Raw genomic sequence first — 25,795 nt, 5'->3', positions numbered from 1 at the left:
GCCCACACGAATTACTTGGTCAATTTGTTAAAGAGCGTTTGAGCCGTTGCTCAATCAGGAGGCGTATTCTACATCGTCTCGCCACCTTGTCAACCGTTTAATTAAAGAAACTTGAAACTCGTTTTCTTCAATACTTTCAAACAGTTGCCCTTCTCGTTCCAACCCGCCTCAGCGGTGTGTCCCTCGAAGGAGATGCGCATTCTACAGACACACGCAGATCTGTCAACGGGCATTTTGAAATAAATTCAAAATGCCCTGAAATCGATCAAGCAGTGATCAAAACCCGGGCTATTTTCTTCTTTCCAGCCTGAATCACGCAATTGTCTCCCTCTACAAACGCCCGATCGCCCTCAAACTTCTCGCCATCTACAAAAACGGCTCCACGACCAAGAACGTCCCGCGCTGCCGCGCCATTCTTTACGAGACCAGCCAGGCGCAACACTGATGCCATCAAAATCTCCGGCTGACCCTCCAGTGAAACTTCGACAACAGGCACATTCTCTGGAATTGCACCAAGTGCAACTCTGTTACCTGCTGACTTATGTGCCGTCTTGGCATCCTCTTCACTATGGAAGCGCGTGATAATCTCTTCTGCCAGCAGCTTTTTGTAGTCTTGGGGATTGGCTCCTTCGCCTACCGCTGCCCGAAATTCACTTACCTCCGCAAGGGGGCGGAAGCTCAAAAGCTCAAAGTAGCGCCACAGCAATTCATCCGGCACCGACAGAAGCTTGGTGTACATTTCGCCGGGCGAATCGTTAACACCTATATAGTTACCCAAAGACTTGGACATTTTCTGCACGCCATCCAACCCCTCCAGGATTGGCATGGTGAGCACCACCTGGGGCGACTGCCCATATTGCCTCTGCAGAATACGTCCCATAAGGAGATTGAACTTCTGATCGGTACCGCCACATTCAACGTCGGCCTCCAAGGCAACCGAGTCGTAACCTTGTATCAATGGGTAGAGAAACTCGTGAATGGCTATCGGCTGCTCTGCCCGGTAACGCTTGGTGAAGTCGTCCCGCTCCAGCATTCGCGCAACCGTATACTGACCCGCCAAACGAACCATGTCGGACGCGGCCATTTTGCTCATCCACTCGGAGTTGAATGCAACCCTGGTTTTCGCAGGGTCCAGGATCTTGAACACCTGCTCTTTATAGGTAATCGCGTTCTGCGCAACCTGCTCATCCGTCAGGGGTGGCCGGGTAGCGCTTTTGCCCGTAGGATCGCCGATTTTCCCGGTAAAATCACCAATCAGAAAAATCACCTCATGACCCAGATCCTGAAACTGGCGCAGCTTGTTTATGAGAACAGTATGCCCAAGGTGGAGGTCGGGAGCAGTCGGATCAAAACCTGCCTTGATGCGCAGGGGACGACCTTCCTTTAGCTTTGCAATCAGGTCATCTTCCGGAATCAGCTCGTCTACGCCTCGCTTTATTACCGCCAGCGCTTCATCAATAGGTGCCATGAATTACTTGTCCCCAATCAGTTTCACGAAATTATCTGTTACAGACTTCAACAAAAGAAATCTGTGAGTTACCCGGCGCCCTGCTAGAGTGTAAGTGTTCAGTTTTTAAACAAAACCTGACCATTAGGGCCGGCGCATTATAACAATGACGCCACAAGAAATCCGGCGGACAGCGCAACAACCGTAATGTTATGCGCTGTTCCACATGCTTTTTATACGGTAATCTGTTGGTTTATACCTGAACAACAGCTTTAATTAGATAGCTCAAGCTACCGGAATACCGATTAAAAACGGATGCAACACGTGCTGAAAACATTCCCAAAGACCCACATTACCATTGCTGCCACTGCAACCGTGGTGGTTACTGCTGCTATTCTGATGAGCCCCAGCGCAGATGTTGAGGCAAAACGAATGTCTTATGCCCTTGATCTGGAACAGGGCAGCGCATCAGAAATTATCTCCCAAAAACAGCAGCAAGAGCCCGAAGCATCTCCAAATAAGAGTGTTGTCGTTGTCGCCGACCAGCTGGATGCCACCCCTCAAGCCGAGAAACTTGTAGCGCCTGATTCGAAGCCACACCTGAACTGGCAAACATTTGACATCAAGTCTGGCGACACCTTGTCCTCCCTCTTCAAGATGGCGGGATTCAACGACGGCATCATGCTTTCTGTTATCCACGGAGAAGGTGAAGCCGATAAATTACAGCGCCTCTACGCCGGCGAGACCATTCGCTTCGCAACCGATAGCGAAGGTGAGCTTGCTGCAATAGAGCTTCAGCGCAGCTTGCTGGAATCATTAAAGATCGAAAGACAGGAAAATTCTTACGAAGGCCTGACAGAAATACGAGAGCCCGAATCCAAGCCTGCATTTGCTTCCGGCACAATTGATGGCTCTCTTTACCTTGCCGCTCGTGATGCAGGCCTTAACGACCGGCTGACGATGGAACTCGCCGGAATTTTCGGTTGGGACATCGATTTTGTATACGATGTTCGCAAGGGCGATCAGTTCGAGGTGGTCTATGAGGAACTGTATCTTGACGGAGAAAAGTTCAACACCGGCCGTATCCTGTCTGCCCGCTTCATAAACCGGGGCGAAGAAAATATTGCTCTGCTTTATACAGATAGCAACGGCGACAGCGATTACTACACGCCAGATGGAAAAAGTATGCGCAAGGCTTTTTTGCGCACACCGATAAGCGCGAGGGTTTCTTCCCCATTTAACCTTCAGCGCCGCCACCCTGTTCTCGACGTTGTTCGCCCGCACGAAGGCACAGATTACGCTGCGCCCCCGGGTACGCCGATCAAAGCCGCGGGCAATGGCAGAGTTCAGTTTTCGGGCTGGAAGGGTGGTTATGGCCGCACAGTCGTCCTGAAACACGGCGATAACATCACCACCCTATACGCCCATATGAGCAGAATTGGCAAAGGAATGAAAAATGGAGCGCGGGTAAAGCAGGGCGAAACGATCGGTTATGTCGGATCCTCTGGCATGGTAACCGGCCCCCACCTGCATTATGAATTCCGACTTAACGGGTCACCGCGGAATTCCAGAACCGTAAAACTCCCGGACGCTCAGCCCATTCCAGCCTCTGAAATGGCGCGGTTCAAAATGGCTACCGATAGGCAGGTTGCACAGTTTGAAACTTTCAGAACCAACTATCAGCAACTTGCTCTCGCGTCGGACGACTAAACAGCAATGGATACCTGGATAGGGCTGATGTCCGGCACCAGCATGGATGGCATAGATGCCGTGCTGGTGTCCTTCCAGGGTGAAACTGTCCACATCCACGAAACGCATTCCACCCCCTATCCGGAAGAGCTCCGTCAACGCCTGGTTCTCGCGAGCCAGAATCATGCGACACCCGATGAAGTGGGCGAACTTGATACGCTGACAGGCGTGCTATTCGCTGAGACCGCAGAACACCTGATACACAAGTCCAACCTGGATAAGTCATCAATTCGAGCGATCGGTAGCCATGGCCAGACTCTGCGTCACCAACCTTCAGGCCCGGGCCGGTTTTCCCTGCAGATCGGGAACGCTGCCATCATTGCAGAAAGGACCGGGATTACAACGGTAGGAGACTTCCGGAGTCGGGATATGGCAGCGGGAGGACAGGGAGCCCCGCTGGTTCCCGCATTTCATCAACATTTCTTTGGCTCTGAAACCGAGGACAGGTGCATTCTGAACCTTGGTGGCATCGCGAATATAACCTGGATTCCTTCCACCCCCGGCACTCCAGTAACCGGATTTGACACCGGGCCCGCCAACGCCTTGATGGATGCCTGGTGCCAAGATCAAACCGGGCGACCCTTTGATGCAGACGGGCATTGGGCACAGGAAGGGATCGTTGATCAGGCTCTGCTAACCGACATGCTCTCCGACGCTTACTTCGACCGCCCCGCTCCGAAAAGCACCGGGAAAGAGAAGTTCAATATCGAATGGGTTAAAACCCAGGTGAAGCGGCACGAAGAAACCCGGCCTGAAGACGTTCAGCGCACACTGCTGCAGCTGACAGTGATAACGGCGATCCGGCAGATGCCTCAATCGCCCGCCATGACGGTATACGCTTGCGGAGGGGGGACGCGTAATAGATTGCTGATGCGGGAGCTTTCTCAGGCCCTCAGCCCGATCCGCATACTCGATACTGCGGAGCTGGGCCTCGACCCCCAGTGGGTAGAGCCAACTGCGTTTGCGTGGCTGGCTCGCCAAACGATGAAGCGAAAGCCCGGAAATCTCGCGGAAGTGACAGGAGCAAAAGGCCCCAGAATACTGGGCGCTATCTATCCCGCCTGAGCCAACAGTTCTTTTCACGAACAGCTGGCCATAATTCTTCGAGTATTTTTAGATCGTGAACGAACTGCCGCAGCCGCAGGTGGAACTTGCATTCGGGTTCTGCACTACAAACTGGGATCCCTGGAGACCTTCCTGGTAGTCAATAGTGGCCCCCACAAGATACTGATAGCTCATAGGGTCGACTAGAAGAACTGCACCGTCCCGCTCCACAGCCGTGTCATCTTCATCCTGACTTTCGTCAAATGAGAACCCGTACTGAAACCCGGAACAGCCACCGCCCGTTACGAACACGCGCAGCCTGAGGTCGGAGTTTCCCTCTTCCTCAATCAGCTCACGTACTTTTTTGACTGCGCTATCGCTGAAAAACAGCGGCGCTGCCACTTGTTGCTGAACTACACTCAAGTTCGCCTCCGGATTACCTGATACAACTGGAGTGATTATGGTATTCCTGAGTAAAACAATCAACTATTCGGATTTTCCACCATCGCCTTCTGGCAGCTCGTCAACCTCAGCGCTAACCAAAGTGTCAGCAGTCGCAGAAGCGGGCGCCTTGTCCTGCGTTAGTAACCCGGAGGGCTCTCGCTGGTGAACAAGGTTGCCATTTACGGACGACCCCATGGCCATCTGGATCAGGTTATAGTAAACACTGCCATTAATAGCGGCCTTCTCTGCCAGCTCCAGATGAGCAAACGCGTAGACGTCACCATGAACTGTCCCGTTAACAATAACGTGGGGTGCCGCAATATCACCAGTAATCTCGCCCACCTCCGATACTCGTAAAACGGCATCACTGCCCTCCTCGGCCAGCACTTTGCCGCGAATATGGCCGTCGACGTGCAAACCACCGGAAAAGTGCACATCGCCCTCGATCGTCGTGCGCGATGAGATCAGTGTGTCAAAGTTGCCAGCAGGCCGGCGGGGTTTCTGTTTCTTTTTGCCAAGCATTCTAATTCTCCGTTAAATCATCCCAGTCGAATGTGCGTTCAGCCTGTGAGGATTTGCGTCCTTCAGCCTGAGCAACCACCTGCACTTCAAGTGGTTCGAAATCATCAGGCAGGGCCAGCTTACCCTCCACGTCCTGGAAATACCGAAAGCGGAATTTCACGCCAAGATCTTCAATCTCCTGAGAAAGATCGCGCAATGCGATGACTTCTTTTTCGTCATCCCGCATACCAATAATGTTAACGGCCACGAGACCCGAAATATAACTCTTGTTGTTGCCAACCTGAGTCAGTACCAGCTTGAAGTTATAAGCGCCGGCCTGGCGGTCGCTGGCTAGGGTAAAGCGATCGACCTGCAAGCCCTTGCTGGTCTCCGAGGGCGCCATGATGTTCTTGTAAAAGGTCAGGTCAGACTTCAGATCACCGACCCGGGTCTCCAGGTCAACGATGATTTTACGAGCCTGATTCAGCGCCTGCTCGTCAATCAACTTACCGCGTTCAAGGTTGACCAACTGCTGACGAGCTTCACGATAGTTCGACTCGAGCGCTGCAACCTTCACCTCTAGCTGCTCATTGGAGGCCTCTGCACTGGTGAAACGAAAACCTCCCTGCGCCAGCCCGGCTGCATAGCCGGCGGCCGCTGCCGCGAGCGTAAACACAGCCAGAATTACCGCCCGTTTGACCCGATATCCCGGCCGGTGGCGGATAACCACATATTCTTCGGCCGGTTTGCGTTGTTCGCTCACTCAGGTTCCTCAGGGCAGTAATGCTGGTGCTTCAAGACCCAGTGTTTCTTTAAGGCCGAACATAATGTTCATATTCTGAACGGCCTGGCCAGCCGCACCTTTAACAAGGTTATCAATAACAGAAGAGACAATAACGATATTGCTCTGCTCCTGCCGGTGCAGCGCCATGCGGCATACGTTCGCCCCCCGCACACTGCGGGTTTCCGGGTGGCTGCCAAAAGGCATCACATCTACGAATGGCTCATCACGATAGCGCGCCTCAAACAACCCCTGCAGACGTTCGAAGTCAGCCGGATCCTTCAGTTCCGCATAAAGCGTCGCCTCAATACCCCGGATCATCGGAACAAGATGGGGGACAAATGTCACACCAGTGCCGACGCCTGCCGCTGCCGACAAACCCTGACGAATTTCGGGTAAATGCCGATGTCCCGAAGCGCCGTAGGCTTTGAAACTTTCACTTACTTCGCCGTGCAGCATACCAATTTTCGCCTGCCGACCACCGCCACTCGCACCGGATTTTGCGTCTGCAATCAACCGGGAGGAATCTACCAGCCCGTGTTCCAACAGCGGCAGGAAGCCGAGCTGAACCGCCGTAGGATAGCACCCCGGGTTCGCTACCAGCTGCGCTTTGGAGATTTCGCTGCGCATCAGTTCGGGCAGTCCGTAAACTGCCTTCTCGGCCCACTCCGGCGCTTCGTGAGGCATACCATACCACTCAGACCAGACCTTCAGATCCTTGAGACGGAAGTCCGCCGATAGATCAACAACTCGCACACCAGAGGCCATCAACTCCGGAATCATCCGCATTGCGACGCCGTGTGGTGTCGCAAAAAAGACCAGATCACACTCCGCCAGCACACCGGGATCCGGCTCGGAGAACACGAGATCAAAGTGTCCGCGAAGGTTCGGATACATATCGGCCACAGGCATGCCCGCCTCCGACCTGGAAGTAATGCAGTTCACCGTAACCTCCGGGTGAACTGCGAGAATTCTAAGCAGCTCGACGCCGGTGTACCCGGTGCCGCCAACGATACCTACTTTAATCACCATTCTCTCCAGCGACGTCGTATCAGGATTTAAAAGTTTAATGTCGAAGTCTACCATGATAAACCAAGGACTTATTGCAGCTTACGGGGCGACAGTTACAATGTTGTCAGAATCCCTTTGGCGGGCCACCCCACTTGTTCCGGAACACCGGCATCCATGAAAAAACTCTGGCATCAGCTTGGCGAAAAACTGGCCAGCGCGTTTCCGCGCAGGATGTCCGGCGTTGATTCGCTGCCCCAGCTGGCGATTCTCGGCCTGCTATCAGGATTGGTGACCGGGGGAGTGATTCTGGTTTTCCGCCTGGCTATTGAATGGCCCCTGGGGTATTTCCTGCCCGGCGACGGCTCTGAGGCGTTTCCATCTGAAGCCTTCGAGAACCTGGATATACTTACAAGAGGAATCCTTCCTTTTGCCGGCGCGCTTGGCCTGGGGTTCTTTTTACACCAACTGGCCACTCATGACCGCAAAGTCGGTGTGGCCCATGTCATGGAACGCCTTAACTACCACCAGGGTTACATTACCGCCAAAAGTGCTTTTATTCAGTTCATTGTTGGCGTCACAACAGTCGTTACGGGGCAGTCCGCTGGCCGAGAAGGCCCGGCAGTGCATCTGGGTGCAGCATTCTCCAGCCTGATGGGACAATGGATGAGGCTGCCGAATAACAGTATCCGTACTCTCGTCGCCTGCGGCTGCGCCGCTGCGATATCGGCTTCATTCAACACCCCTATATCCGGGGTCATTTTCGCTATGGAAGTGGTGATGATGGAATACACCATAGCGGGCTTTACCCCAATCATTCTTGCCTCGGTCAGCGCCGCTTTCGTAACGCAGTTTGTGTACGGTCCGGAGCCTGCTTTCAGTGTGCCGGCATTGACCATGAACTCATTGCTAGAGATACCCTGGATTCTGGTTATTGCCGTTATTATCGGCATCTCGGCAGCACTGTTTATCCACCTGGTCGACTCCATGGGCCGATTCAATCACCGGCCGATTCTACTTCGGGTGATCACAGCCGGGGCATTGATGGTGCCTGTTGCCATATTGGTACCTCAGACCATGGGAATCGGCTACGACACTGTTAACGAAACCATTAATGGAGAACTGGGCTTCTGGCTGCTGCTCAGTGTTGGGGTGGCTAAACTTGTAATTACCGCCCTGACCGTTGGACTGGGGATGCCCAGTAGCATTATCGGCCCAACGCTGTTCATGGGCGCAACGCTTGGCGGAGCCATGGGGCTGATCGGTGCCGAGATCATACCGAACCATGCATCATCCGTTGGTTTTTATGCGATGCTCGGCATGGGTGCCATGATGGGCGCAGTATTGCAAGCACCGCTGGCTGCGCTCATGGCACTCATGGAACTGACCCGGAACCCTCACATCATTCTCCCGGGCATGCTTATCATCACCATCTCGACCCTCATCACCAGCGAGGCTTTCGGAAAAAAATCCCTGTTCCTGACCGTGTTGAAAAGCCAGGGGCTGAGTTATCAGAGTTCACCGGTTATTCAGGCCTTGCGCAGGGTCTCTGTGGCCGCGATCATGGACAAGAGTATTCTGCGTATCGAGAGACACCTGACAGCCGAAGAAGCACGAAAAGCGCTTACTGCAGAACCGAAATGGCTGGTGGTTGAAGGCAGTAACGGACCAACTTCTCTGCTGCCGGCTGTCGACCTCGCGCGATATCTGGAAGACTCCGAGAAAATTCCGAGCGATGAGGAGACTGAGGCACCGAAATCCATTGATCTGATGGATATCCCTGCCAACCGGCGTGACATTGCGCCGGTGCAGTATCAGGCCACACTCGAAGAAGCACTGAATGAGTTTGAAACAACCAGCGCCGAAGCTCTTTACGTACAACGCCACGTGGCGCCAATGATTCAACGGATTTATGGCGTAGTGCTTAAATCTGACATCGAAAGCTATTATCAATATCGACGGAGCTGATCAATGCTGTGGGTTAAAGCCTTCCACATTATTTCCATGGTGTGCTGGTTCGCCGGCATCTTTTATCTACCAAGACTGTTTGTATATCATGCCGCCTGCGAGGATGAGCCGGGGCGTGAACGTTTCAAAGTCATGGAACGGAAACTCTATCGGGGCATTGCGACACCTTCGATGATTGCCACTGTGATCTTTGGCCTGTGGCTACTTAGTTATAATGTAACCGGCTACTTCAGCCAGGGCTGGCTACACGCGAAACTGGTGCTTGTGGCCTTACTGATCGTTTATCACTTTTATTGCGGACACCTGGTAAAAGTGTTTCGTGATGATCTCAACACACGCGGCCATGTATTCTACCGCTGGTTCAATGAGTTGCCGGTATTCGTCTTGCTGGCAGTTGTTATTCTCGCCGTCGTCAGACCTTTCTAGGGAGTTTTAGCCATCAGATACTACACCCGCCCTCAGGTACTTGTTCTTTCGGGCCTGGACCCTTCCGGCGGCGCCGGCATCCAGGCGGACATTCAGGCCATTACTTCACTGGGGTGCCACCCGCTACCGGTGCTCAGCTGCCTGACTGTCCAGGACACCAGAAACGTGTACGGTGCCGAAGCTGTGGACCCCGAGCTGATTCGCCAGCAACTCCAATGCATTTCCAACGACGCCCCCATACACGCCATCAAAACCGGCGCCCTGGGAAACGCTGCGGTTGTTGATGTACTCGTAGAGTTCCTTGAAAAACACCCGGAAATTCCGGTTATTACCGACCCGGTAGTCAAGGCAGCTGGGGGAGGTGATCTTGCGGATGAAGATATTCTTGCCCGCATGAAAGGGCGGCTTTTCCCATTGGCCGAGATGATCACCCCGAACGGTGAAGAACTTGCTCTGCTGGGCGAAAGCGCCAATCCGGACGAGGCTGCACGCAAATTGCTCGATAAAGGCTGCGTGTCAGTACTTGCGACGGGCGGCCACGGCACCGGCATTCGCATTACAAATACCCTTTACAACCATTCACCGACGCCCATGACGTGGCATATCGAGCGCATTGGCGGCGAATACCACGGTACCGGCTGCACGCTTGCAGCCGCCATTGCAGCCGGGCGAGCTCAGGGGCTCTCACCCCGTGCAGCCATCTCTCAAGCCCAGAACTATGTGCACCGTACTATTTTGCACGCACTTGAGGTGGGCAAAGGCCAGCCGGTTCCCGACCGGGGCATTCTGTGGGAACGATGAATACACCCGTACCAATCGGCCTTTACGCGATTACCGACAGACAGCTGACCTCGCCGGAAACGTTGATTGCCTCGGTGGAAGCGGCAATTCGCGGCGGAGCCGTAATGGTTCAATACCGCGAAAAGTCCGCTCCGATGGCCGAACGCCTTGCACAAGCCAGAAACCTGCAGTCAGTATGTTCTGCAGCCGATGTTCCACTGCTTATAAACGATGATGCCGAGCTTGCTAAACGCGTGGGCGCTGCCGGCGTGCATCTTGGCCAGTCAGATGGGTCTGCCATCGAGGCACGCCGTCTGCTTGGAGATAACGCGATTATCGGCATCACTTGCCATGCCGACCTCACGCTGGCCAAAAAGGCCGTGGAGGCTGGCGCGGACTATCTGGCTTTTGGTCGCTTCTTTACCTCAACAACCAAACCGGATGCTCCGGCAGCCGCAACCGACACACTGGCCAAAGCAAAACGCTTCAATCTGCCAGTCACCGCGATCGGCGGCATCACTACAGAAAATGGTGAGCGGCTTATTCGGGCAGGCGCCGACCTGTTGGCGGTCGTTGGCGGGCTCTTCGGGGGCAGCCCCGAAAACATCGAACAGAAAGCAAAAATGTTTCAGAGGCTGTTTTCCAGCCACCACCCACTCTTTCAATACCCCGATAACAGGAGCACTCTCAAATGACGCACTCCGAAACCCTGTTCGAACAGGCTCAGAAATACATTCCCGGTGGCGTTAACTCACCGGTCCGCGCGTTTCGCGGTGTGGGCGGCACCCCGATCTTTTTTAATCATGCCCAGGGCGCGTACCTTTACGACGAGGATGGTCAGAGGTACATCGATTATATAGGCTCCTGGGGCCCGATGATTATTGGCCATTCAGATCAGCGCATCAAAGATGCTTTGCATGCACAGGTAGATCTTGGTGTGGGCTATGGCGCGCCGACGGCAATTGAAACCGATATGGCCCGTAAAGTGTGCGAGTTGGTGCCCTCCATTGATCTTGTGCGCATGGTGAACTCCGGAACAGAAGCCACCATGAGCGCCATTCGCCTGGCCCGGGGCTATACCGGCCGCGACATCATCGTGAAATTTGAAGGTTGCTATCACGGGCATGTGGATTCGCTGCTTGTAAAAGCTGGCTCTGGCGCGCTAACTCTGGGTGTGCCTAACTCTCCCGGCATTCCATCCTGTCTGGCAGAACTCACGCTGACTCTCGATTTCAATGATATCGATGGGGTGCGTAAAACCTTTGCAGAAATGGGCGACCGGATTGCCGCCATTATCGTAGAGCCCGTCGCTGGCAACATGAACTGTATCCCCCCGGTCCCGGGGTTCCTGGAAGGCCTTCGGGAAGTCTGTGACGAGCACGGATCCGTGCTGATTTTTGATGAAGTAATGAGTGGTTTCCGGGTATCTCTGGGCGGCGCTCAAGGTCTCTACGGCGTAACCCCGGACCTGACAGCGCTTGGCAAGGTCATCGGCGGTGGACTGCCCGTTGGCGCGTTTGGCGGCAAGCGCGAGATAATGGAATACATTTCCCCACTCGGACCTGTTTACCAAGCTGGCACGCTGAGCGGGAACCCTCTGGCCATGAGCGCTGGCCTTGCGACCCTGAATGCTATTTCAGAGCCGGGCTTTCACGATCGCCTGACTGAAAAAACCCTCGCCCTACGGGACGGGTTGAAGGCTGCTGCGGACGCTACCGGGATTCCGCTGGCGGTTCAGGGCGCGGGCGCCATGTTTGGCTTTTTCTTCACAGAAGAACCAAGCATTACGCGCTTTGAGCAGGTCATGGCCTGCGACGTGGAACGCTTCAAGAAGTTCTTCCAGGGTATGCTGAAAGAGGGAATCTATCTTGCTCCATCAGCCTTTGAAGCTGGCTTCACCAGCGCCGCACTGACCGATGAGGATATTGCGGATACCATCAAAGCCGCGAAAAAAGTTATGGCGACGCTTTAAAACACCAGGCACGTAATTTTTCGGGCTGGCCCACGACAGAAACATGTCCCGTCGGGCCAGCTTCGCGAACATCGTCACACTTTAGCGCTAACACATCAGATTTGCCCCTCCCGCCGTTGACTTGACTCCCCTGCTGATCAAATTATGGCCACATCTCATTAGAGATGCTCTGACGGCACAAACTTAACAAGAACAATACGGAAGTCAGCAAACAGAGGCCTCACCCCGCAACTTTGGCACGTTCGGCAAAGGTATGCAGTATCTGGAGCAACCCGTTAGGTTGAGCCGCAGTTTGAATAACAAACACAACATCAAACTGTAGGAAAAGATAATGAAACTCTGGATCAAAACATTAGCACTGGTCGTAACTATTGCCTGGTCAGCTCCCTCTGCCGCATGGTGGTGGAATCCGAATCCGTCAACCTATGCCGACACCCGCTATCCGGTAGTTCTGGTTCACGGCATGTTTGGCTTTGACGCTCTGATCGGCGTTGACTACTGGTATGGCATCGCAGAGGATCTCCGAAAAAATGGTGCCGACATCTATACCACGCAGGTTCCCGCGCTGGACAGCACCATTGCCAGAGGCGAAGCCTTGTTGCCACAGGTCGAAGCCATTGCGGCCGTTCATGGCAAGGTGAACCTTATCGGCCATAGCCATGGGGGGCCAACCGCCCGTTATGTTGCCCGGGTTCGGCCAGACCTGGTGGCCTCTGTCACTTCCGTCGGCTCACCCCACAAAGGCTCTGCCGTCGCCGACCTGATTGTGGAGTCTCCCGCAAGCGGGCTCGCAGACAGTCTGGCCAATGCCCTTGGTGGCCTTATCGATCTGCTCTCGGGCGGGGGGTATGACCAGAACGCCCAGGCCAGCCTGCAATCACTCTCGGCTCAGGGCAGTGCGGAGTTCAATAGTTTTGCACCCGCCGGAATCCCTACCAGCGCCTGTGGAGAAGGAGCCAGCTCGGCAAACGGAGTAAGGTTTTACTCATGGGGCGGAACAGGTGTGATCACCAACGTTCTGGATCCGTCTGATGCCCTGCTAGGCACCACCAGCCTGGCATTTGGATCCAGCAAGAATGATGGCCTGGTAGGGCGTTGCAGCAGCCACTTCGGCAAGATTATCCGGGACAATTACTTCATGAACCATCTTGATGAAGTAAACCAGGCACTGGGCCTGCACAGCTTGTTCGAAACCGACCCTAAAGCCGTTTACAAACAACACGCCAACCGGCTGAAAAACGCTGGATTGTAAGCACAACCGCCTCCTGCCCGGGGAGTTTCCGGGCAGGAGCATTCAAATATAAAGGCGTTACAGGGCAGAGGCCCGCTCTTCTGCCTGGCTGGCCCCAGCCACATTGCCCCGCGCCCGGCGAATATCCGCCAGCAGCAACCAACCTGCTCGTTGCAGCCGAGTATCGTTACCCGCCAAAGATAAACCCTTCAGGGTAAACTGCTCAGCCGGCCCCAGCTTATTATCAGCCACATAAGCTTCAGAAAGTTTGAAATAGACCTCTGCAGACCTGGGCGCGATACGCTGCGCTCGCTCCAAGCGAACAATGGCTGCCTGGGCATCACCACTTTGCAAAAGGTTGTCTGCATCGCGCACCAGGCTCAGGGCGGCAGGAGACAGTTCGTCCCCGGCGTCGCGGTAACTCGGTTTGTTACTGCGCTGCACCTGCTCCGGCTCACTGGTATCAGGCTGTTCGCTTTTGCGCCAGACTTGCGGTTCATCTTTACTTTCCGTGGTGCGTGGTGGTTCCGGCGCAGATTCAGGGCCTCCTGCGGGCACATAAATACTCTCTCCCGGGCCGGTAGCGCACCCCGCCAGGCTTAAAAGCGCGGCCAACATACCTGCGTGAAAAACACCTTGCCTACTCATTGGAACAATCCTTCAAACCAGCCTCGAATTTTCCGTTCAAGGGTACCAGAACAGGACACTTTCTGTGTCGGCTCGCTACCCGATATAAACGGCAGAAGGCGCGCATTATCGCAATACTCGTCGGTTAATGCCTGCTTTTCAGGGTTGACCCAATGATAACTCACACCATCGGGCACCACTGGGGAAAACCCGTGTTGTGGCACCTGTGCCATAAAGCGCGACCATACGGGCAAAGCCCCGGTGGCGCCTGTCAGAACTGTCGGACCATTATCGTCGCGCCCTACCCAGGCAACTGCCAGCAAATCACCGCTGAACCCGGCAAACCATGAATCGCGACCGTCATCCGTTGTGCCGGTTTTGCCGGCGAGGGTCAGCTCCTTGGGGACCGAATAATAAGCCGAGCGACCAGTACCTTCCTGCATGGTTTCCTGCATTGCATACTGCAACAGATGCACAGCTGCCGGGTCTGAAACCTGATCCACTTCGAGGCTGTAGCGGGAAAGTGCCTGCCCTCCGGCATCTGTTACTTCTCGGATTGTACGCAGCGGCGTGTTGAACCCTGATGTTGCCAACCCCTGATAGATCTGAGCGACGGTCACCGGGCTCATAGCAACAGATCCAAGTAGCATGGAAGGGTATTCAGAAATAGGCGAAACCACACCAAAGTCTTGCAGGGTCTTGCGAACAGCCGGGACACCAACATCCAGACCAACCCTGACCGCCGGAAGATTGTATGATTTTGAAAGGGCTCGATGCAGGGGGACTTCCCCACGCTCTTCACCATCGTAGTTTTTAGGTGTCCAGCGCTTTCCGTCGTCGAACTCCAGCGTGAAAGACTTGTCCAGTACTGGCGTCATCAGCGTATAGCGCTCCGGTTGCTCCAGCGCTGTCAGGTAGGTAAAAGGTTTGATCAGGGAACCAATCGGGCGATTGGCGTCCAGCGCCCGATTAAAGCCGGCGAACTGCGGGTCTTTTCCGCCAACGAGAGCCAACACTTCCCCCGTATCCTTGGCGGTCACCACAAGTGTTGCTTCCAGGGCCTTAGCTGTGTCGCCGCTGGCCAGTCTTGGCAAGGTGTCCGTAACTGCGTACTCAGCGGCGTATTGAATGGCCGGGTTAAGTGTAGTGAATATTCGTAGCCCTTCGCTGCGCAAGTCCTCTTCTTTGTAGTCCCGCGCCAGGTGCCTTCGAACAAGATCGATATAGGCAGGATAACGATTCTCCGAGTAAGAGGGCTTAGCACTGACACCTAATGGCAAGCCCCGGGCGCGGGCCGCTTTCGGCCCATCAACAAGGCCTGCATCTTCCATCTCACTGATAACCAGATTCCGGCGCTGTGTGGCGCGCTCCGGATGGCGGCGAGGATTGTAGTAGCTCGGCCCTTTGACCATACCCACAAGCAAGGCGACCTGATGTACATCCAGATCTTTCAGTGATTCACCAAAATAGAACTGACTGGCAAGCCCGAATCCATTAATACTCCGGGTGCCGGCTTGTCCCAGGTACACTTCGTTCAGATAGGTCTCCAGTATGTCGTCTTTCTCGTAATGCAGTTCGAGCAGAATCGACATCAAGGCTTCATTGCCTTTGCGCAGCAGGGTCTGATCCCGAGTAAGAAAGAAGTTTTTTACCAGTTGCTGGGTAAGAGTACTGCCGCCCTGTACGATTTTCCCGGCGCGCATATTCGCCAGCATGGCGCGAGCGATAGAAACCGGAGCAATTCCGAAGTGGTCGTAGAACTTCCTGTCTTCAACCACCATCAGCGCAACAGGCAGCAGAGCCGGAACCTCATCCAGGCGCACAAGAATCCGGTCTTCTTTGTGAGCAGGATAAATTCCGCCGATACGCGCGGGTTCCAGCCTTACAATCGCCGCACTATCACCAGCTGAAACGGAAAAGTCCTGAACCCGGTCGCCATAGATATTCAACGAAAGCTTGCGCCGCGGCTCATCACCATCAGGAAAACGGAAGCCCCGGGTACTGATCGTAAAATGCCCGCCGTTGCGACGATAGCTTCCAGGTTTTGCGCCATCACCTTTTCTGTAGCCAGCCAACGCCAGCTCTCGCTCAAGTGCTCCGAAACTCACGCCGGCGCCGTTGTAAAGTTCCAGAGGGCGAGCATAAACCCGCGAGGGCACTTCAAACCGCCGCCCCTCGAACCGGTCGGTTACCACCGCATCGAGATAGACCATCCAACCCGCCAGCAACACAAGGCCTATGGCGGACACGCGGATAAACATTTTCCAGAACCAGGACCCTTGCCCCTTCCGGCTGTTTTTGTTTGGAGATTTTCTATTTGGCTTCGAAGATGATCTGCTTTTTTTCATGAGTAGATTATAACGAAGGCTGCAGGACATAAGGCAGGCCAACTATGTGTTATTTCTGTAACCTGCCCGTTATGATGGAACAATAGAAATCAATGAGTTCAGGGAAGCGAGGAGCACACCGTGAGTGAAACATCCCCAGGCAATCTGTTACTGGCACTGCAGAACCCCGAGCTGTACGACCACCCGGTTGACGGATTCCAGATAATCGAAACTCATATTTCTCAGGTAATCCTGACCGGCCAGTACGCCTATAAGATCAAAAAACCCATGGATTTCGGGTTTCTTGATTTCTCCACATTGGATCGTCGAAAGCACTTTTGTGAGGAAGAGCTGCGTTTGAACCGGCGCCTGGCGGAGCCACTTTATTTGGACGTTATCCCTGTTACCGGAAGCCCGGAACAGCCCGTTATTGGGGGCGAGGGCGAGCCATTTGAATACATGCTGAAAATGCGTCAATTCCGTCAGAATCAGCTTTTTGATCACATGCAGGAGACCGGGGTTCTGAAACCCGAGCTGCTGTCCAGCCTCGCACAACAGGTGGCCGCCTTCCACGACAGCCTGGAACCGATAGCAGACGAAAAACCTTTGGGCACGCCTGAAGCCGTTTACGAGGCCATGCAGGAAAACTTTGACCAGATCCGGCCGATGATTGACGACGGCGCCCTGCTGAGCCAACTCGATAATCTCGAAGCCTGGACAAAAACCACCTTCGAGCGCCAGCGCGACCTGATTGCCAAGCGGCGAGCTGATGGCCTGGTACGGGAGTGCCATGGCGATCTGCACCTGGCGAACATCACTGTATATGACGGCAAGGTAACGGTTTTCGACTGTATCGAATTCAACGAGCCGTTCCGCTGGATTGATGTGATCAACGACCTCGCATTTTTGTTGATGGATCTTGAATCGCGGCGCGAGCCTGCTCTTGCAAACCTCGTTCTCAATACCTACCTGGAGTATCGTGATGACTTCGAGGCTTTGCCTCTGTTGCCCCTCTACAAGGCTTATCGGGCACTGGTGCGCGCCAAAATTGCACTTTTCACTCTGGCCAACCCGGCCCTGAGTGCAGAGGAAAAAGCGTCCCTGATGCAGCGCTATCGCGATTACGCCCAACTGGCAGAAGATTACAGCAGCATTCCGAACCATTATCTGCTCGCCACAGTGGGCCTGTCTGCCAGCGGTAAAACCTGTGTGAGTGCCGCTTTAGCACATGAGCTTGACCTGATACGCCTGCGCTCCGATGTCGAACGCAAACGCCTGCATGGACTCGCACCGCTGGAAGACAGCAAATCACCCACCGGAGGAAATCTGTACACCTCCGAAGCCAATGAAAAAACCTATGAACGCCTGGCAGGGCTGGCCAGCGATATACTCGCTGCGGGGTTGCCGGTTATTGTTGACGCCGCCTGCCTGAAAGAACGAGAGCGCGCGCTGTTTGCCGCCGTTGCCGAAAGCCAGGGGGTGCCCTTTGCGCTGATTCATTGCGAGGCCCCGGAGGAATTACGCAAGGAATGGGTACGTAAGCGCAAGGGTGACGCCTCAGAAGCAACAGAGGAACTTTTGGATGCCCAGAAAGACTGGTTCGAACCCCTGACGGACGAAGAAAACACCTATACCGCTCACTTGCACACCGAACAGGAACATGTGGCGGAAGCAGTTGCCGATAGAATAAGGCAGCATTTTGGCCTACCTCCGAGGTAAGCATCTTGCGCCCAAGGCCGCAAAACAGCCCGGCAAACTACACTTGCTGAAGAACCTGAACAGAACGCCTTTAAGGACTTATCATGGAAACCGGCACCCTGCGCCATATCAATGATCCGCTCTACGACCTTCTTCGCAAAGAGGATGTTACCGCCTTCAATGCCGAAAAATCGGCACGAGGCGAGCTTCCCAGCTTTGCCCATGGCGATTTTCGGGGCTTGGAATTACGCGGACTGGATGCTGGTGGGCTTGATCTGCGCCACGCCTATTTTCGCGGTGCTGACCTCAGAGGCATTGATTTCAGCCAGGCAAATATGGAGGGGGCCAGCCTTGCCGGCGCAAAAATTTCCGGATGTTTCTTTCCTCAAAGGCTGAGAGCCGAAGAAATCCTAATGTCTCTGAACCACGGCACGCGGATGCGGTACAGCTCTGAGTAATGACAGATATCCAAGCAATCCTGTGGCAACCCGTGTGCTCCAGACAAACCCTGCAGGCGAGCCAGTTTGTTGAGTTTTCACTGGCCACTGTAGCGCAGGGCGAGGACACCCTGCCCCAGACGGGGTTCATCTTTCTGGACGGCTCTACTCCCAGAGCCTACCTGAACAGGTGCCCCCACAGGGGTGTCGAGCTTAACTGGATGCCGGGTCGGTTTATGGATACCGACAACTTGTTCCTCCAATGCTCCACTCACGGTGCCCTGTTCAAACCGGGAGACGGTGAGTGCATTGCCGGGCCTTGCCAGGGTGATACACTTACCGCTCTGGATATACGGGAAACCGAAGAGTTCCTTGAAGTCAGACTTCCAGAATAACCGGCACAGCTTCTGTCAGAGCCATTTCGCCGGATGGTCTGCCATCATCCTGTGCCAACCTTGCCCTGTAGGCCATAACCTCAACCCCCGCATCACACGCCTGACGCAACAACTTACCGTAATGCGAGTCGATATGATCGGCAGGCCGCACAGTTTCAATACCCGTATGATTCACCACGAAAAGCAGCACTGCACGGTCGCCAAGTACCACCTGAGCCATGAGCTCACGCAGATGTTTTTGCCCGCGGGTTGTTACTGCATCCGGGAAGAAGCCCTGACCATTTTGCATAAGGGTGACGTTCTTTACCTCAACCCAGGCATCCGGCTCCGTTTCATGGCCGGAGAGTAGCAGATCAATCCGGCTTTTTTCTTCGCCATACTTTACCTCTGACCGGCAATCACTGTACCCGGCCAGTTCGCTGATGCGGCCGGCCTCGATCGCCTCACGCGCCTGCGCGTTGGGTCTTGCCGTGTTGACACAAGCCAGCGTGCCGGGCTCGGTTTCAACAAGTTCCCAGGTATACGGCAACTTGCGCGCAGGGTTGTCACTGCGGCTGAGCCACACTTTTCCATCGGTCGGCTGGCACCCCAGCATGGAGCCGGTGTTCGGACAATGGGCGGTTATCTCAGTACCATCCGGCAATCGTACATCTGCCAGAAAGCGTTTATAACGTCGAATCAGACGCCCCTCAATCAGGGGTTCAGGAAACTTCATGGGCTCTCCAAACTGCGAAGTGGTCATCACAAGGCTGGCACCTCCGTGACTAATCTGCTATTTTCCGCCAAATCCCGTTTCAGGACGACTGCTTCATCCAGGTTATAGCCGCGCCGCAGCGGGGGCTGGCGCGCAGGGAAGCAAAGCGTCCTTGTGAAGTATTAATAAGAGGCCGGGTTAAATGGCAAATACATCAAACGAACGTTTCACCAACTTCACCCCTTATGAAATGAAGAAGGGTGAAGAGTACATGAGTGCTGATATGCGGGAGCACTTCAAGGAACTACTGCGTCAGTGGAAGCAGGAGCTCATGGAAGAAGTAGACCGCACTATGCATCACATGCAGGAAGATGCTGCAAACTACGCGGATCCCAGTGACCGCGCAACTCAGGAAGAAGAATTCAGCCTGGAACTTCGCACCCGCGACCGCGAACGTAAACTGATCAAGAAAATCGATCAGACTATAGAGCGTATCGACAAAGACGATTACGGCTTTTGCGACCAGTGCGGGGTAGAAATCGGTACCCGTCGCCTGGAAGCACGCCCGACAGCGACGCTGTGCATTGATTGTAAAACACTGGCCGAAATCCGCGAACGCCAAACTGGCATCTGAGATAACAGGCCCGACCAGGCCGGCGCAGCCTTTTAAGGCGATGCCGGCCAATCAGCCTTATCCATGACCAGTCTTCGCACTTACCGGGGCCGCTTTGCCCCCTCACCCACTGGGCCACTTCACTTTGGCTCTCTGGTTACCGCTCTGGCGAGCTACCTGGAAGCGAAATCCCGTCAAGGGCTGTGGTTCATCCGGATTGAAGATCTGGATCCACTGCGGGAACCACCGGAAGCAACCGGCGAAATTCTTCACAGCCTTGAAACCCACCACTTGTTTCCTGACGCACCGGTACTGTTTCAGTCCCGACGTCACGAAGCCTATCACTCAGTCATTGATTACCTGTCAGGGATAGGCCGGGCCTACCGCTGCAGCTGCTCACGCAAACAGCTCCAGGCCAATCACGGCCGACACCCCTTGCGTTGCAGGGATGTCAGCAGCACCACATCCACCCAGCCCTATGCCATGCGCTTTGCACTCACTGATGAAGAATGTCACTGGCAAGATCAACTACTGGGGCCGCAGCATCAAACTGTTCGCGCAGAAATTCATGACCCGGTTATTTTGCGAAAAGAAGGCTTTTTTGCCTATCAGCTTGCCGTAGTGGTTGACGATATCGAACAAGGTATTACCGATGTGGTTCGCGGCTCAGATCTACTGGACATGACTGCTCAACAATTGCAGATTTATCGTGCCTTGGGGGCAACGCCACCAAATTGGCTTCATATTCCGGTAATTGTTAACGATCAGGGACAAAAACTATCCAAACAGAACCGCGCCCCGGCGCTGGATAACCAGGCTCCTGTAGAAAATCTTTTCGCTGCATTAACCGCCCTGAACCAGCAACCACCGCAGCCATTGCTGACCGGCTCAGCGGCCGACCTTCTGAAATGGGCCTGCACCCATTGGAATCGCGGAGCCGTTCACCTGACATCCCGGTGACTGTCATGGTATAAAGCCTTTCACAAACTTCAGCGCGGATCGCATGCCTGATGTATATCTACCGTCTGGTTTTTCTGCTGGTTCTGGCCATTTATATCTTTTCACCCAACATACTTGATTGGTGGACCTCTCCCGGGAACGCCTGGTATAGCCCTTTCGTAGTCTGGGCAGGCCTTATAGCCATTGGTTTCTGGCTTGAATGGCGGCGAGATCCCAATGAGTTTTAGTGCTTCAGGGCTTCTGCTTGCCAGCTTGCTGTACCTGGTGATCCTGTTCGGTATTGCCTGGATGACAGAGCGTGGCATGGTACCCCGGCACTGGGTACGCCACCCGCTGGTTTACACTCTGAGCCTGGGCGTATACGCCGGAATCTGGGCCGTTTATGCTGCGGTCGGCATGGCGGCTGAATCCGGTTACGGCTTTCTTGCCTATTACCTCGGTATCAGCGGAGCTTTCCTACTGGCCCCCGTGCTCCTCAACCCCATCATGAGGATCGGCCGGGCCTATCAGCTGACCTCACTATCCGACCTCTTTGCCTATCGGTATCGCAGCCAGTGGGCAGGGACGCTGGTGACGCTGTGTTCTGGCGTAGCCATTCTTTCTCTACTGAGTATGCAGATAAAGGCCGTATCGACATCCGCCAGCATCCTCGCTCCGGATACCTCACCACGTCTGATCAGCATTATGTTCAGCCTTATCGTGGTGTTGTTTGCGATGCTGTTTGGCGCCCGCCGCAACCAAGGTGCAGAAAACCATCCAGGGCTGGTGCTCGCCATCGCTTTCGACTCACTGGTCAAACTTATTGCCCTTCTGGTCATTGGAGGCGTTGTTCTTTTCGGTGTATTTGACGGCATGAGCGGCCTGGAGACCTGGTTGGCCGGCAATACCGCCCCAGCCACAACCATGTCCCTGAGCGTTCACGACGGTAGCTGGCGCGCACTCATGCTGATGTCGTTTGCCGGTGCACTGGTATTGCCGCATATGTACCACATGACGTTCAGCGAAAATCCCTCACCCAAAGCTCTGGCAAAGGCCAGCTGGGGACTACCCTTCTACCTTCTGCTTCTGGGCATTCCCGTGCCGTTGATCCTGTGGGGCGGGCAGGCACTTGGGGTGACCACTGGCCCAAGCTTTTACTCTCTCGGTGTTGCCCAGGCACTGGAAAGTCCGGCCCTTACTCTTCTCATGTACGTTGCCGGGCTCTCGGCCGCCAGCGGCCTGATGATTGTCAGCACACTGGCACTCGCCGGAATGGTGCTGAACCACGTGGTCTTGCCACTGAAGACCCCGAAGGATCAGGGAGATATTTATCGCTGGCTGCAATGGATCAAACGTCTGCTGATTGCCGCAATCATCCTGCTGGCGCTGCTATTCCACGAGACTGTTGGCAAAAATCTGGACTTATCCATTCTTGGGGCGATTTCGCTTTCCGGCACCCTGCAACTACTACCTGGCGCCCTGGGTGTCATTTACTGGCCTGAAGGCAACCGCCGCGGATTGATTTCGGGACTTGTTGTCGGTCTGCTGATTTGGGCAATAACGCTGGTACTTCCCTTCTCCCACACAGCCAACCTGCTTGAATGGCTAGGCGCTCCTCTGGTTCCGGATTACAGCAACTGGCACATATTTACGTTTGTCAGCCTGACCGCAAACGTAACAGTGTTCGCACTGATTTCGGTACTGAGCTCAAGTACCAATGAGGAAACGAGCGCCGCTCAGGCTTGCTCTCTGGGTGCACTCTCACGCCCCCAGCGCCGAGAGCTGCTTGCAAGCTCCTCCGCTGACTTTGTCCGCCAGATGGCCGAGCCTCTTGGTTTGGGGGTTGCAAAACGGGAAGTAGAGCGAGCCCTCGGGCAACTGAAACTCCCCAGTGTCGAGTACCGCCCCTATCAACTAAGGCGGCTTCGCGATCAGGTTGAAATCAACCTCTCCGGCTTGCTGGGCCCATCAGTGGCCCGGGATATGGTTAAACGCCACCTGGGTTTCAAACCTATGACCCGAGGCGGTACCGCTCAGGATATCCGCTATGTAGAACGTACCCTGGGAGACTACCAGAACCGACTGACCGGCCTTGCAGGCGAGCTGGACAACCTTCGCAGACACTACCGTCAAACCCTGCAAAACCTGCCAATTCCCGCCTGCTCCGTTGGCGAGGACGGTGAAATCCTCATGTGGAACCACGCCATTGAGACACTCACGGGCATCACTGCAGACGATGTGGTAGGCGCTCGCCTGATGGCTCTGCCAGATCACTGGCACCACCTGCTGGACGACTTCAACAGCGGCAAAGATCTGCATCGTTACAAGCACCGGCTGGATCTCAAAGGGAGACCCCACTGGCTCAACCTTCACAAGGCTGCCCTCAGTGGCCCGGACCACCCGGATGGCGGGAGCATCATTCTGGTAGAAGACCAGACGGAAATCCGCTTGCTGGAAGATGAGTTGATGCACAGCGAACGTCTGGCATCGGTTGGGCGCCTGGCAGCAGGCGTAGCACACGAAATCGGAAACCCGGTGACAGGCATATCGTCGTTGGCACAGAACCTTAAACTGGAAACCGATAACCCCGACATTCTCGACACAGCTGGCCAGATTCAACAGCAGACACGTCGCATATCCACCATTCTGCAATCTTTAATGAATTTTTCCCGCACGGGAAACCATGCTCAGGCTAACCGGTATGAGCCCGTATGCATCCGTCGCTGTGTCGACGAATCCATCAACCTGCTCTCCCTGAGCGACAAAGGGCTTGGAATCCGGTACATAAACGATTGCCCGGAAACACTCCAGATCTTGGGCGATGAACAACGGCTTGTGCAGGTTTTTGTCAATCTTTTGGCCAACGCCAGGGACGCGTCGCCCGAGGGAGGATCAATCCGGGTGACTGGCAAGGATGAGGGCTACTCGGCTATCATCGAAGTCGTTGATCAGGGCTCAGGAATACCTGTTGACCAGCTTGACCATGTATTTGAGCCCTTCTACACCACCAAAGCAACCAATGAAGGAACGGGTCTGGGCTTATCGCTGGTGTACAGCATTATCGAGGAACACTACGGAAACATTCAGGTTGAAAGCCCTGCTGATCCGGCAACCGGGCTTGGCACACGGGTAAGACTGAAACTGCCAGCTTATGAGCCGGAGACAGACAACTCCACCATCCGTCCGAATTAAAGGTTCTGAAACTGCCATGCCCCGAATTCTGATCGTGGAAGATGAAGATATTATTCGCTCCGCTGTTCGCAAACTGTTGTTGCACGCTGGTTATGAGGTCGAAGATGTCGGCTCAGTGGAAGAAGCAGAGCAGGAACACGATCCGGACCAGTTCGACCTGATTATTTCTGATCTGCGCCTGCCTGGTGCCGCCGGCACGGAACTGATCGGCCGCGCACCGAATACACCGGTGCTGATCATGACCAGTTACGCCAGCCTGCGCTCCGCAGTGGACTCCATGAAGATGGGCGCCGTGGAATACATAGCCAAGCCGTTTGATCACGATGAAATGCTTGCGGCCGTAGAGAGTATCCTGGCCCGCACAATGTCATCAGCCCCGGAGCGTCAGGGAGACACCCCGGCGACTTCGGAAAGCGGCGACCCGGCCAGTATTATGTACGGCCATTGCGAGCCCATGCAGAGAGTGTTCACGCTCATTCGAAAAGTGGCACCAACGGAAACAACCGTGCTGGTTCAAGGGGAGTCTGGTACAGGTAAGGAGCTTATTGCACGGGCGCTGCACCTTTTAAGCCCGCGCGCCACAAAGCCGCTGATCTCGGTCAACTGCGCAGCCATTCCGGAAAGCCTGATCGAATCCGAACTGTTCGGACATGAGAAAGGCGCATTCACCGGCGCTGTATCTGCCAGAACCGGCCTGATTGAAGCCGCGGACGGTGGCAGCCTGTTTCTGGACGAGATTGGCGAACTGCCAGCCGAAGCTCAAGCGCGTCTGCTGCGAGTACTCCAGGAAAGTGAAATCCGCAAAGTGGGCTCAACACAGAGCCGGAAGGTCAACGTGCGAATGATCGCCGCGACCCACCGCAACCTTAAAGCGATGACCCGCACCGGCGGGTTCCGGGAAGATCTATACTACCGCCTGAACGTAATGCAGATACGGATTCCCCCCCTGCGGGACCGGCAAAGTGACATCCTCGGGTTGGCACGGCGCTTTCTTACTGCCCAGGGCGACAAAGTGGGCAAACCCAACCTGAACCTCAGCCCCGAAGCAATGCGGGTGCTTGAACGACATCGGTGGCCCGGTAACGTGAGGGAGCTGGAAAACGCCATCGAACGGGCCAGCATCCTGTGCGACGGAGACATCATCACACCCTCGCTGCTGGATCTCGACGGTGAGGGTGGCGACGAGTACATTCCTGAAACGCTGGTGGAAGGCAACAATGAGCCACTACGCTCCCGTGATGTAGACAACGCCAGCGACCTTTCTCTGGAAGACTACTTCCAGCACTTTGTGCTGGAAAATCAGGACCGTATGAGTGAGACCGAGCTGGCGCAAAAACTGGGCATCAGCCGAAAATCACTCTGGGAGCGCAGGCAGCGGCTCGGCATCCCCCGAAAGAAAACTTCAGGAAACTGAAATTTCGTATCGACGCCGGTCCAACTCTCCATCTAAAAGTATGAACCTATGCTCAGTTGTTACCGCATGTTCCCCTTGGTAACACTCCAAAGAAAAAGACTGATTACG

At 54.7% G+C, this 25,795-nt stretch carries 24 protein-coding genes; 16 read left to right on the top strand and 8 right to left on the bottom strand.

The genetic code is table 11. The annotated features are described in order from the left end of the window. Nucleotides 1-265: 265 nt before the first annotated feature. Complete coding sequence (gene tyrS, locus Q4501_RS18240; protein WP_303597692.1) at nucleotides 266-1,468, bottom strand: tyrosine--tRNA ligase; 1,203 nt, start codon at nucleotides 1,466-1,468, stop codon at nucleotides 266-268. Nucleotides 1,469-1,771: 303 nt separating this feature from the next. Here tyrS and Q4501_RS18235 point away from each other — a divergent pair, with 303 nt between their 5' ends. Then, nucleotides 1,772-3,157, top strand: coding sequence for a peptidoglycan DD-metalloendopeptidase family protein (locus Q4501_RS18235; RefSeq protein WP_303597691.1), 1,386 nt, complete (start codon nucleotides 1,772-1,774; stop codon nucleotides 3,155-3,157). Nucleotides 3,158-3,163: 6 nt separating this feature from the next. Further along, nucleotides 3,164-4,261: an anhydro-N-acetylmuramic acid kinase gene (locus Q4501_RS18230; protein WP_303597690.1), complete on the top strand. Its 1,098-nt coding sequence runs from the start codon at nucleotides 3,164-3,166 to the stop codon at nucleotides 4,259-4,261. 48 nt (nucleotides 4,262-4,309) lie between these two features. Here the strand turns inward: Q4501_RS18230 and erpA are convergent, their stop codons facing one another. From erpA to argC, 4 genes are all read right to left on the bottom strand, one after another. Then, nucleotides 4,310-4,663 (bottom strand): iron-sulfur cluster insertion protein ErpA, encoded by a 354-nt coding sequence (erpA, locus tag Q4501_RS18225; RefSeq protein WP_303597689.1) that lies wholly within the window; start codon nucleotides 4,661-4,663, stop codon nucleotides 4,310-4,312. 63 nt (nucleotides 4,664-4,726) lie between these two features. Continuing rightward, nucleotides 4,727-5,206, bottom strand: coding sequence for a polymer-forming cytoskeletal protein (locus Q4501_RS18220; RefSeq protein WP_303597688.1), 480 nt, complete (start codon nucleotides 5,204-5,206; stop codon nucleotides 4,727-4,729). A gap of 1 nt (nucleotide 5,207) precedes the next feature. Beyond that, on the bottom strand, nucleotides 5,208-5,948 hold the full coding sequence (locus Q4501_RS18215) for a DUF6776 family protein (protein ID WP_303597687.1): 741 nt from the start codon (nucleotides 5,946-5,948) through the stop codon (nucleotides 5,208-5,210). 9 nt (nucleotides 5,949-5,957) lie between these two features. After that, nucleotides 5,958-6,995, bottom strand: coding sequence for an N-acetyl-gamma-glutamyl-phosphate reductase (argC, locus tag Q4501_RS18210; RefSeq protein WP_303597694.1), 1,038 nt, complete (start codon nucleotides 6,993-6,995; stop codon nucleotides 5,958-5,960). Nucleotides 6,996-7,151: 156 nt separating this feature from the next. Here argC and Q4501_RS18205 point away from each other — a divergent pair, with 156 nt between their 5' ends. The 6 genes from Q4501_RS18205 (at nucleotide 7,152) to Q4501_RS18180 (ending at nucleotide 13,372) form a co-directional block, all read left to right on the top strand. Next, nucleotides 7,152-8,942 (top strand): chloride channel protein, encoded by a 1,791-nt coding sequence (locus Q4501_RS18205; protein ID WP_303597686.1) that lies wholly within the window; start codon nucleotides 7,152-7,154, stop codon nucleotides 8,940-8,942. 3 nt (nucleotides 8,943-8,945) lie between these two features. Beyond that, complete coding sequence (gene hemJ / locus Q4501_RS18200) at nucleotides 8,946-9,368, top strand: protoporphyrinogen oxidase HemJ (RefSeq protein WP_303597685.1); 423 nt, start codon at nucleotides 8,946-8,948, stop codon at nucleotides 9,366-9,368. Between the two features lie 12 nt (nucleotides 9,369-9,380). Continuing rightward, the gene (locus Q4501_RS18195) at nucleotides 9,381-10,169 is read left to right on the top strand and encodes a hydroxymethylpyrimidine/phosphomethylpyrimidine kinase (protein ID WP_368498042.1); all 789 of its coding nucleotides are present in this window, start codon (nucleotides 9,381-9,383) and stop codon (nucleotides 10,167-10,169) included. Then, nucleotides 10,157-10,843, top strand: coding sequence for a thiamine phosphate synthase (thiE, locus tag Q4501_RS18190; RefSeq protein ID WP_303597684.1), 687 nt, complete (start codon nucleotides 10,157-10,159; stop codon nucleotides 10,841-10,843). Before Q4501_RS18195 ends, thiE begins: the two co-directional genes overlap by 13 nt. After that, on the top strand, nucleotides 10,840-12,120 hold the full coding sequence (gene hemL / locus Q4501_RS18185) for a glutamate-1-semialdehyde 2,1-aminomutase (protein ID WP_303597683.1): 1,281 nt from the start codon (nucleotides 10,840-10,842) through the stop codon (nucleotides 12,118-12,120). Before thiE ends, hemL begins: the two co-directional genes overlap by 4 nt. 331 nt (nucleotides 12,121-12,451) lie before the next feature. Next, complete coding sequence (locus tag Q4501_RS18180) at nucleotides 12,452-13,372, top strand: triacylglycerol lipase (RefSeq protein WP_303597682.1); 921 nt, start codon at nucleotides 12,452-12,454, stop codon at nucleotides 13,370-13,372. Between the two features lie 57 nt (nucleotides 13,373-13,429). On the opposite strand, the gene Q4501_RS18175 is transcribed toward Q4501_RS18180, so the two are convergent. Then, nucleotides 13,430-13,999 (bottom strand): tetratricopeptide repeat protein, encoded by a 570-nt coding sequence (locus Q4501_RS18175; RefSeq protein ID WP_303597681.1) that lies wholly within the window; start codon nucleotides 13,997-13,999, stop codon nucleotides 13,430-13,432. Further along, nucleotides 13,996-16,326, bottom strand: coding sequence for a penicillin-binding protein 1B (gene mrcB, locus Q4501_RS18170; protein ID WP_368498036.1), 2,331 nt, complete (start codon nucleotides 16,324-16,326; stop codon nucleotides 13,996-13,998). The genes Q4501_RS18175 and mrcB overlap by 4 nt, the downstream gene beginning before the upstream one ends. Nucleotides 16,327-16,446: 120 nt before the next feature. Between mrcB and Q4501_RS18165 the strand changes: the two genes are divergently transcribed. From Q4501_RS18165 to Q4501_RS18155, 3 genes are all read left to right on the top strand, one after another. Continuing rightward, a complete protein-coding gene (locus Q4501_RS18165) occupies nucleotides 16,447-18,024 on the top strand; it encodes a bifunctional aminoglycoside phosphotransferase/ATP-binding protein (protein WP_303597679.1) in 1,578 nt (525 codons plus the stop codon). 83 nt (nucleotides 18,025-18,107) lie between these two features. Continuing rightward, a complete protein-coding gene (locus Q4501_RS18160) occupies nucleotides 18,108-18,461 on the top strand; it encodes a pentapeptide repeat-containing protein (protein WP_303597678.1) in 354 nt (117 codons plus the stop codon). Beyond that, nucleotides 18,461-18,835: a Rieske 2Fe-2S domain-containing protein gene (locus tag Q4501_RS18155; RefSeq protein WP_303597677.1), complete on the top strand. Its 375-nt coding sequence runs from the start codon at nucleotides 18,461-18,463 to the stop codon at nucleotides 18,833-18,835. Before Q4501_RS18160 ends, Q4501_RS18155 begins: the two co-directional genes overlap by 1 nt. Here the strand turns inward: Q4501_RS18155 and sfsA are convergent. Beyond that, nucleotides 18,819-19,550: a DNA/RNA nuclease SfsA gene (sfsA, locus tag Q4501_RS18150; RefSeq protein ID WP_303597676.1), complete on the bottom strand. Its 732-nt coding sequence runs from the start codon at nucleotides 19,548-19,550 to the stop codon at nucleotides 18,819-18,821. The two genes, Q4501_RS18155 and sfsA, sit on opposite strands and share 17 nt — an antisense overlap. A 181-nt stretch (nucleotides 19,551-19,731) precedes the next feature. On the opposite strand from sfsA, the gene dksA reads away from it, so the two are divergent. From dksA to Q4501_RS18125, 5 genes are all read left to right on the top strand, one after another. Further along, complete coding sequence (gene dksA / locus Q4501_RS18145) at nucleotides 19,732-20,163, top strand: RNA polymerase-binding protein DksA (RefSeq protein WP_303597675.1); 432 nt, start codon at nucleotides 19,732-19,734, stop codon at nucleotides 20,161-20,163. 63 nt (nucleotides 20,164-20,226) lie between these two features. Then, nucleotides 20,227-21,102, top strand: a complete 876-nt coding sequence (gene gluQRS, locus Q4501_RS18140; protein WP_303597673.1) for a tRNA glutamyl-Q(34) synthetase GluQRS — start codon at nucleotides 20,227-20,229, stop codon at nucleotides 21,100-21,102. 50 nt (nucleotides 21,103-21,152) lie between these two features. Beyond that, the gene (locus Q4501_RS18135; RefSeq protein ID WP_291946205.1) at nucleotides 21,153-21,329 is read left to right on the top strand and encodes a hypothetical protein; all 177 of its coding nucleotides are present in this window, start codon (nucleotides 21,153-21,155) and stop codon (nucleotides 21,327-21,329) included. Then, entirely contained in the window at nucleotides 21,319-24,273 is a 2,955-nt protein-coding gene (locus Q4501_RS18130) for an ATP-binding protein (RefSeq protein ID WP_303597672.1), read from the top strand. The genes Q4501_RS18135 and Q4501_RS18130 overlap by 11 nt, the downstream gene beginning before the upstream one ends. A gap of 16 nt (nucleotides 24,274-24,289) precedes the next feature. Next, on the top strand, nucleotides 24,290-25,687 hold the full coding sequence (locus Q4501_RS18125; protein WP_303597671.1) for a sigma-54 dependent transcriptional regulator: 1,398 nt from the start codon (nucleotides 24,290-24,292) through the stop codon (nucleotides 25,685-25,687). Nucleotides 25,688-25,795: the final 108 nt, after the last annotated feature.

Source organism: Marinobacter sp. 2_MG-2023 (assembly GCF_030546935.1).
Lineage (GTDB): Bacteria > Pseudomonadota > Gammaproteobacteria > Pseudomonadales > Oleiphilaceae > Marinobacter.
This window is presented reverse-complemented; position numbering and strand designations above follow the sequence as displayed.

Coding starts and splice junctions, on each gene's coding strand:
- tyrS (WP_303597692.1), bottom strand. CDS start 1,468: ATGGCACCTATTGATGAAGCGCTGGCGGTAATAAAGCGAGGCGTAGAC.
- Q4501_RS18230 (WP_303597690.1), top strand. CDS start 3,164: ATGGATACCTGGATAGGGCTGATGTCCGGCACCAGCATGGATGGCATA.
- Q4501_RS18220 (WP_303597688.1), bottom strand. CDS start 5,206: ATGCTTGGCAAAAAGAAACAGAAACCCCGCCGGCCTGCTGGCAACTTT.
- Q4501_RS18205 (WP_303597686.1), top strand. CDS start 7,152: ATGAAAAAACTCTGGCATCAGCTTGGCGAAAAACTGGCCAGCGCGTTT.
- hemJ (WP_303597685.1), top strand. CDS start 8,946: ATGCTGTGGGTTAAAGCCTTCCACATTATTTCCATGGTGTGCTGGTTC.
- hemL (WP_303597683.1), top strand. CDS start 10,840: ATGACGCACTCCGAAACCCTGTTCGAACAGGCTCAGAAATACATTCCC.
- Q4501_RS18180 (WP_303597682.1), top strand. CDS start 12,452: ATGAAACTCTGGATCAAAACATTAGCACTGGTCGTAACTATTGCCTGG.
- Q4501_RS18175 (WP_303597681.1), bottom strand. CDS start 13,999: ATGAGTAGGCAAGGTGTTTTTCACGCAGGTATGTTGGCCGCGCTTTTA.
- mrcB (WP_368498036.1), bottom strand. CDS start 16,326: ATGAAAAAAAGCAGATCATCTTCGAAGCCAAATAGAAAATCTCCAAAC.
- Q4501_RS18160 (WP_303597678.1), top strand. CDS start 18,108: ATGGAAACCGGCACCCTGCGCCATATCAATGATCCGCTCTACGACCTT.
- Q4501_RS18155 (WP_303597677.1), top strand. CDS start 18,461: ATGACAGATATCCAAGCAATCCTGTGGCAACCCGTGTGCTCCAGACAA.
- sfsA (WP_303597676.1), bottom strand. CDS start 19,550: ATGAAGTTTCCTGAACCCCTGATTGAGGGGCGTCTGATTCGACGTTAT.
- dksA (WP_303597675.1), top strand. CDS start 19,732: ATGGCAAATACATCAAACGAACGTTTCACCAACTTCACCCCTTATGAA.
- gluQRS (WP_303597673.1), top strand. CDS start 20,227: ATGACCAGTCTTCGCACTTACCGGGGCCGCTTTGCCCCCTCACCCACT.
- Q4501_RS18135 (WP_291946205.1), top strand. CDS start 21,153: ATGTATATCTACCGTCTGGTTTTTCTGCTGGTTCTGGCCATTTATATC.
- Q4501_RS18130 (WP_303597672.1), top strand. CDS start 21,319: ATGAGTTTTAGTGCTTCAGGGCTTCTGCTTGCCAGCTTGCTGTACCTG.
- Q4501_RS18125 (WP_303597671.1), top strand. CDS start 24,290: ATGCCCCGAATTCTGATCGTGGAAGATGAAGATATTATTCGCTCCGCT.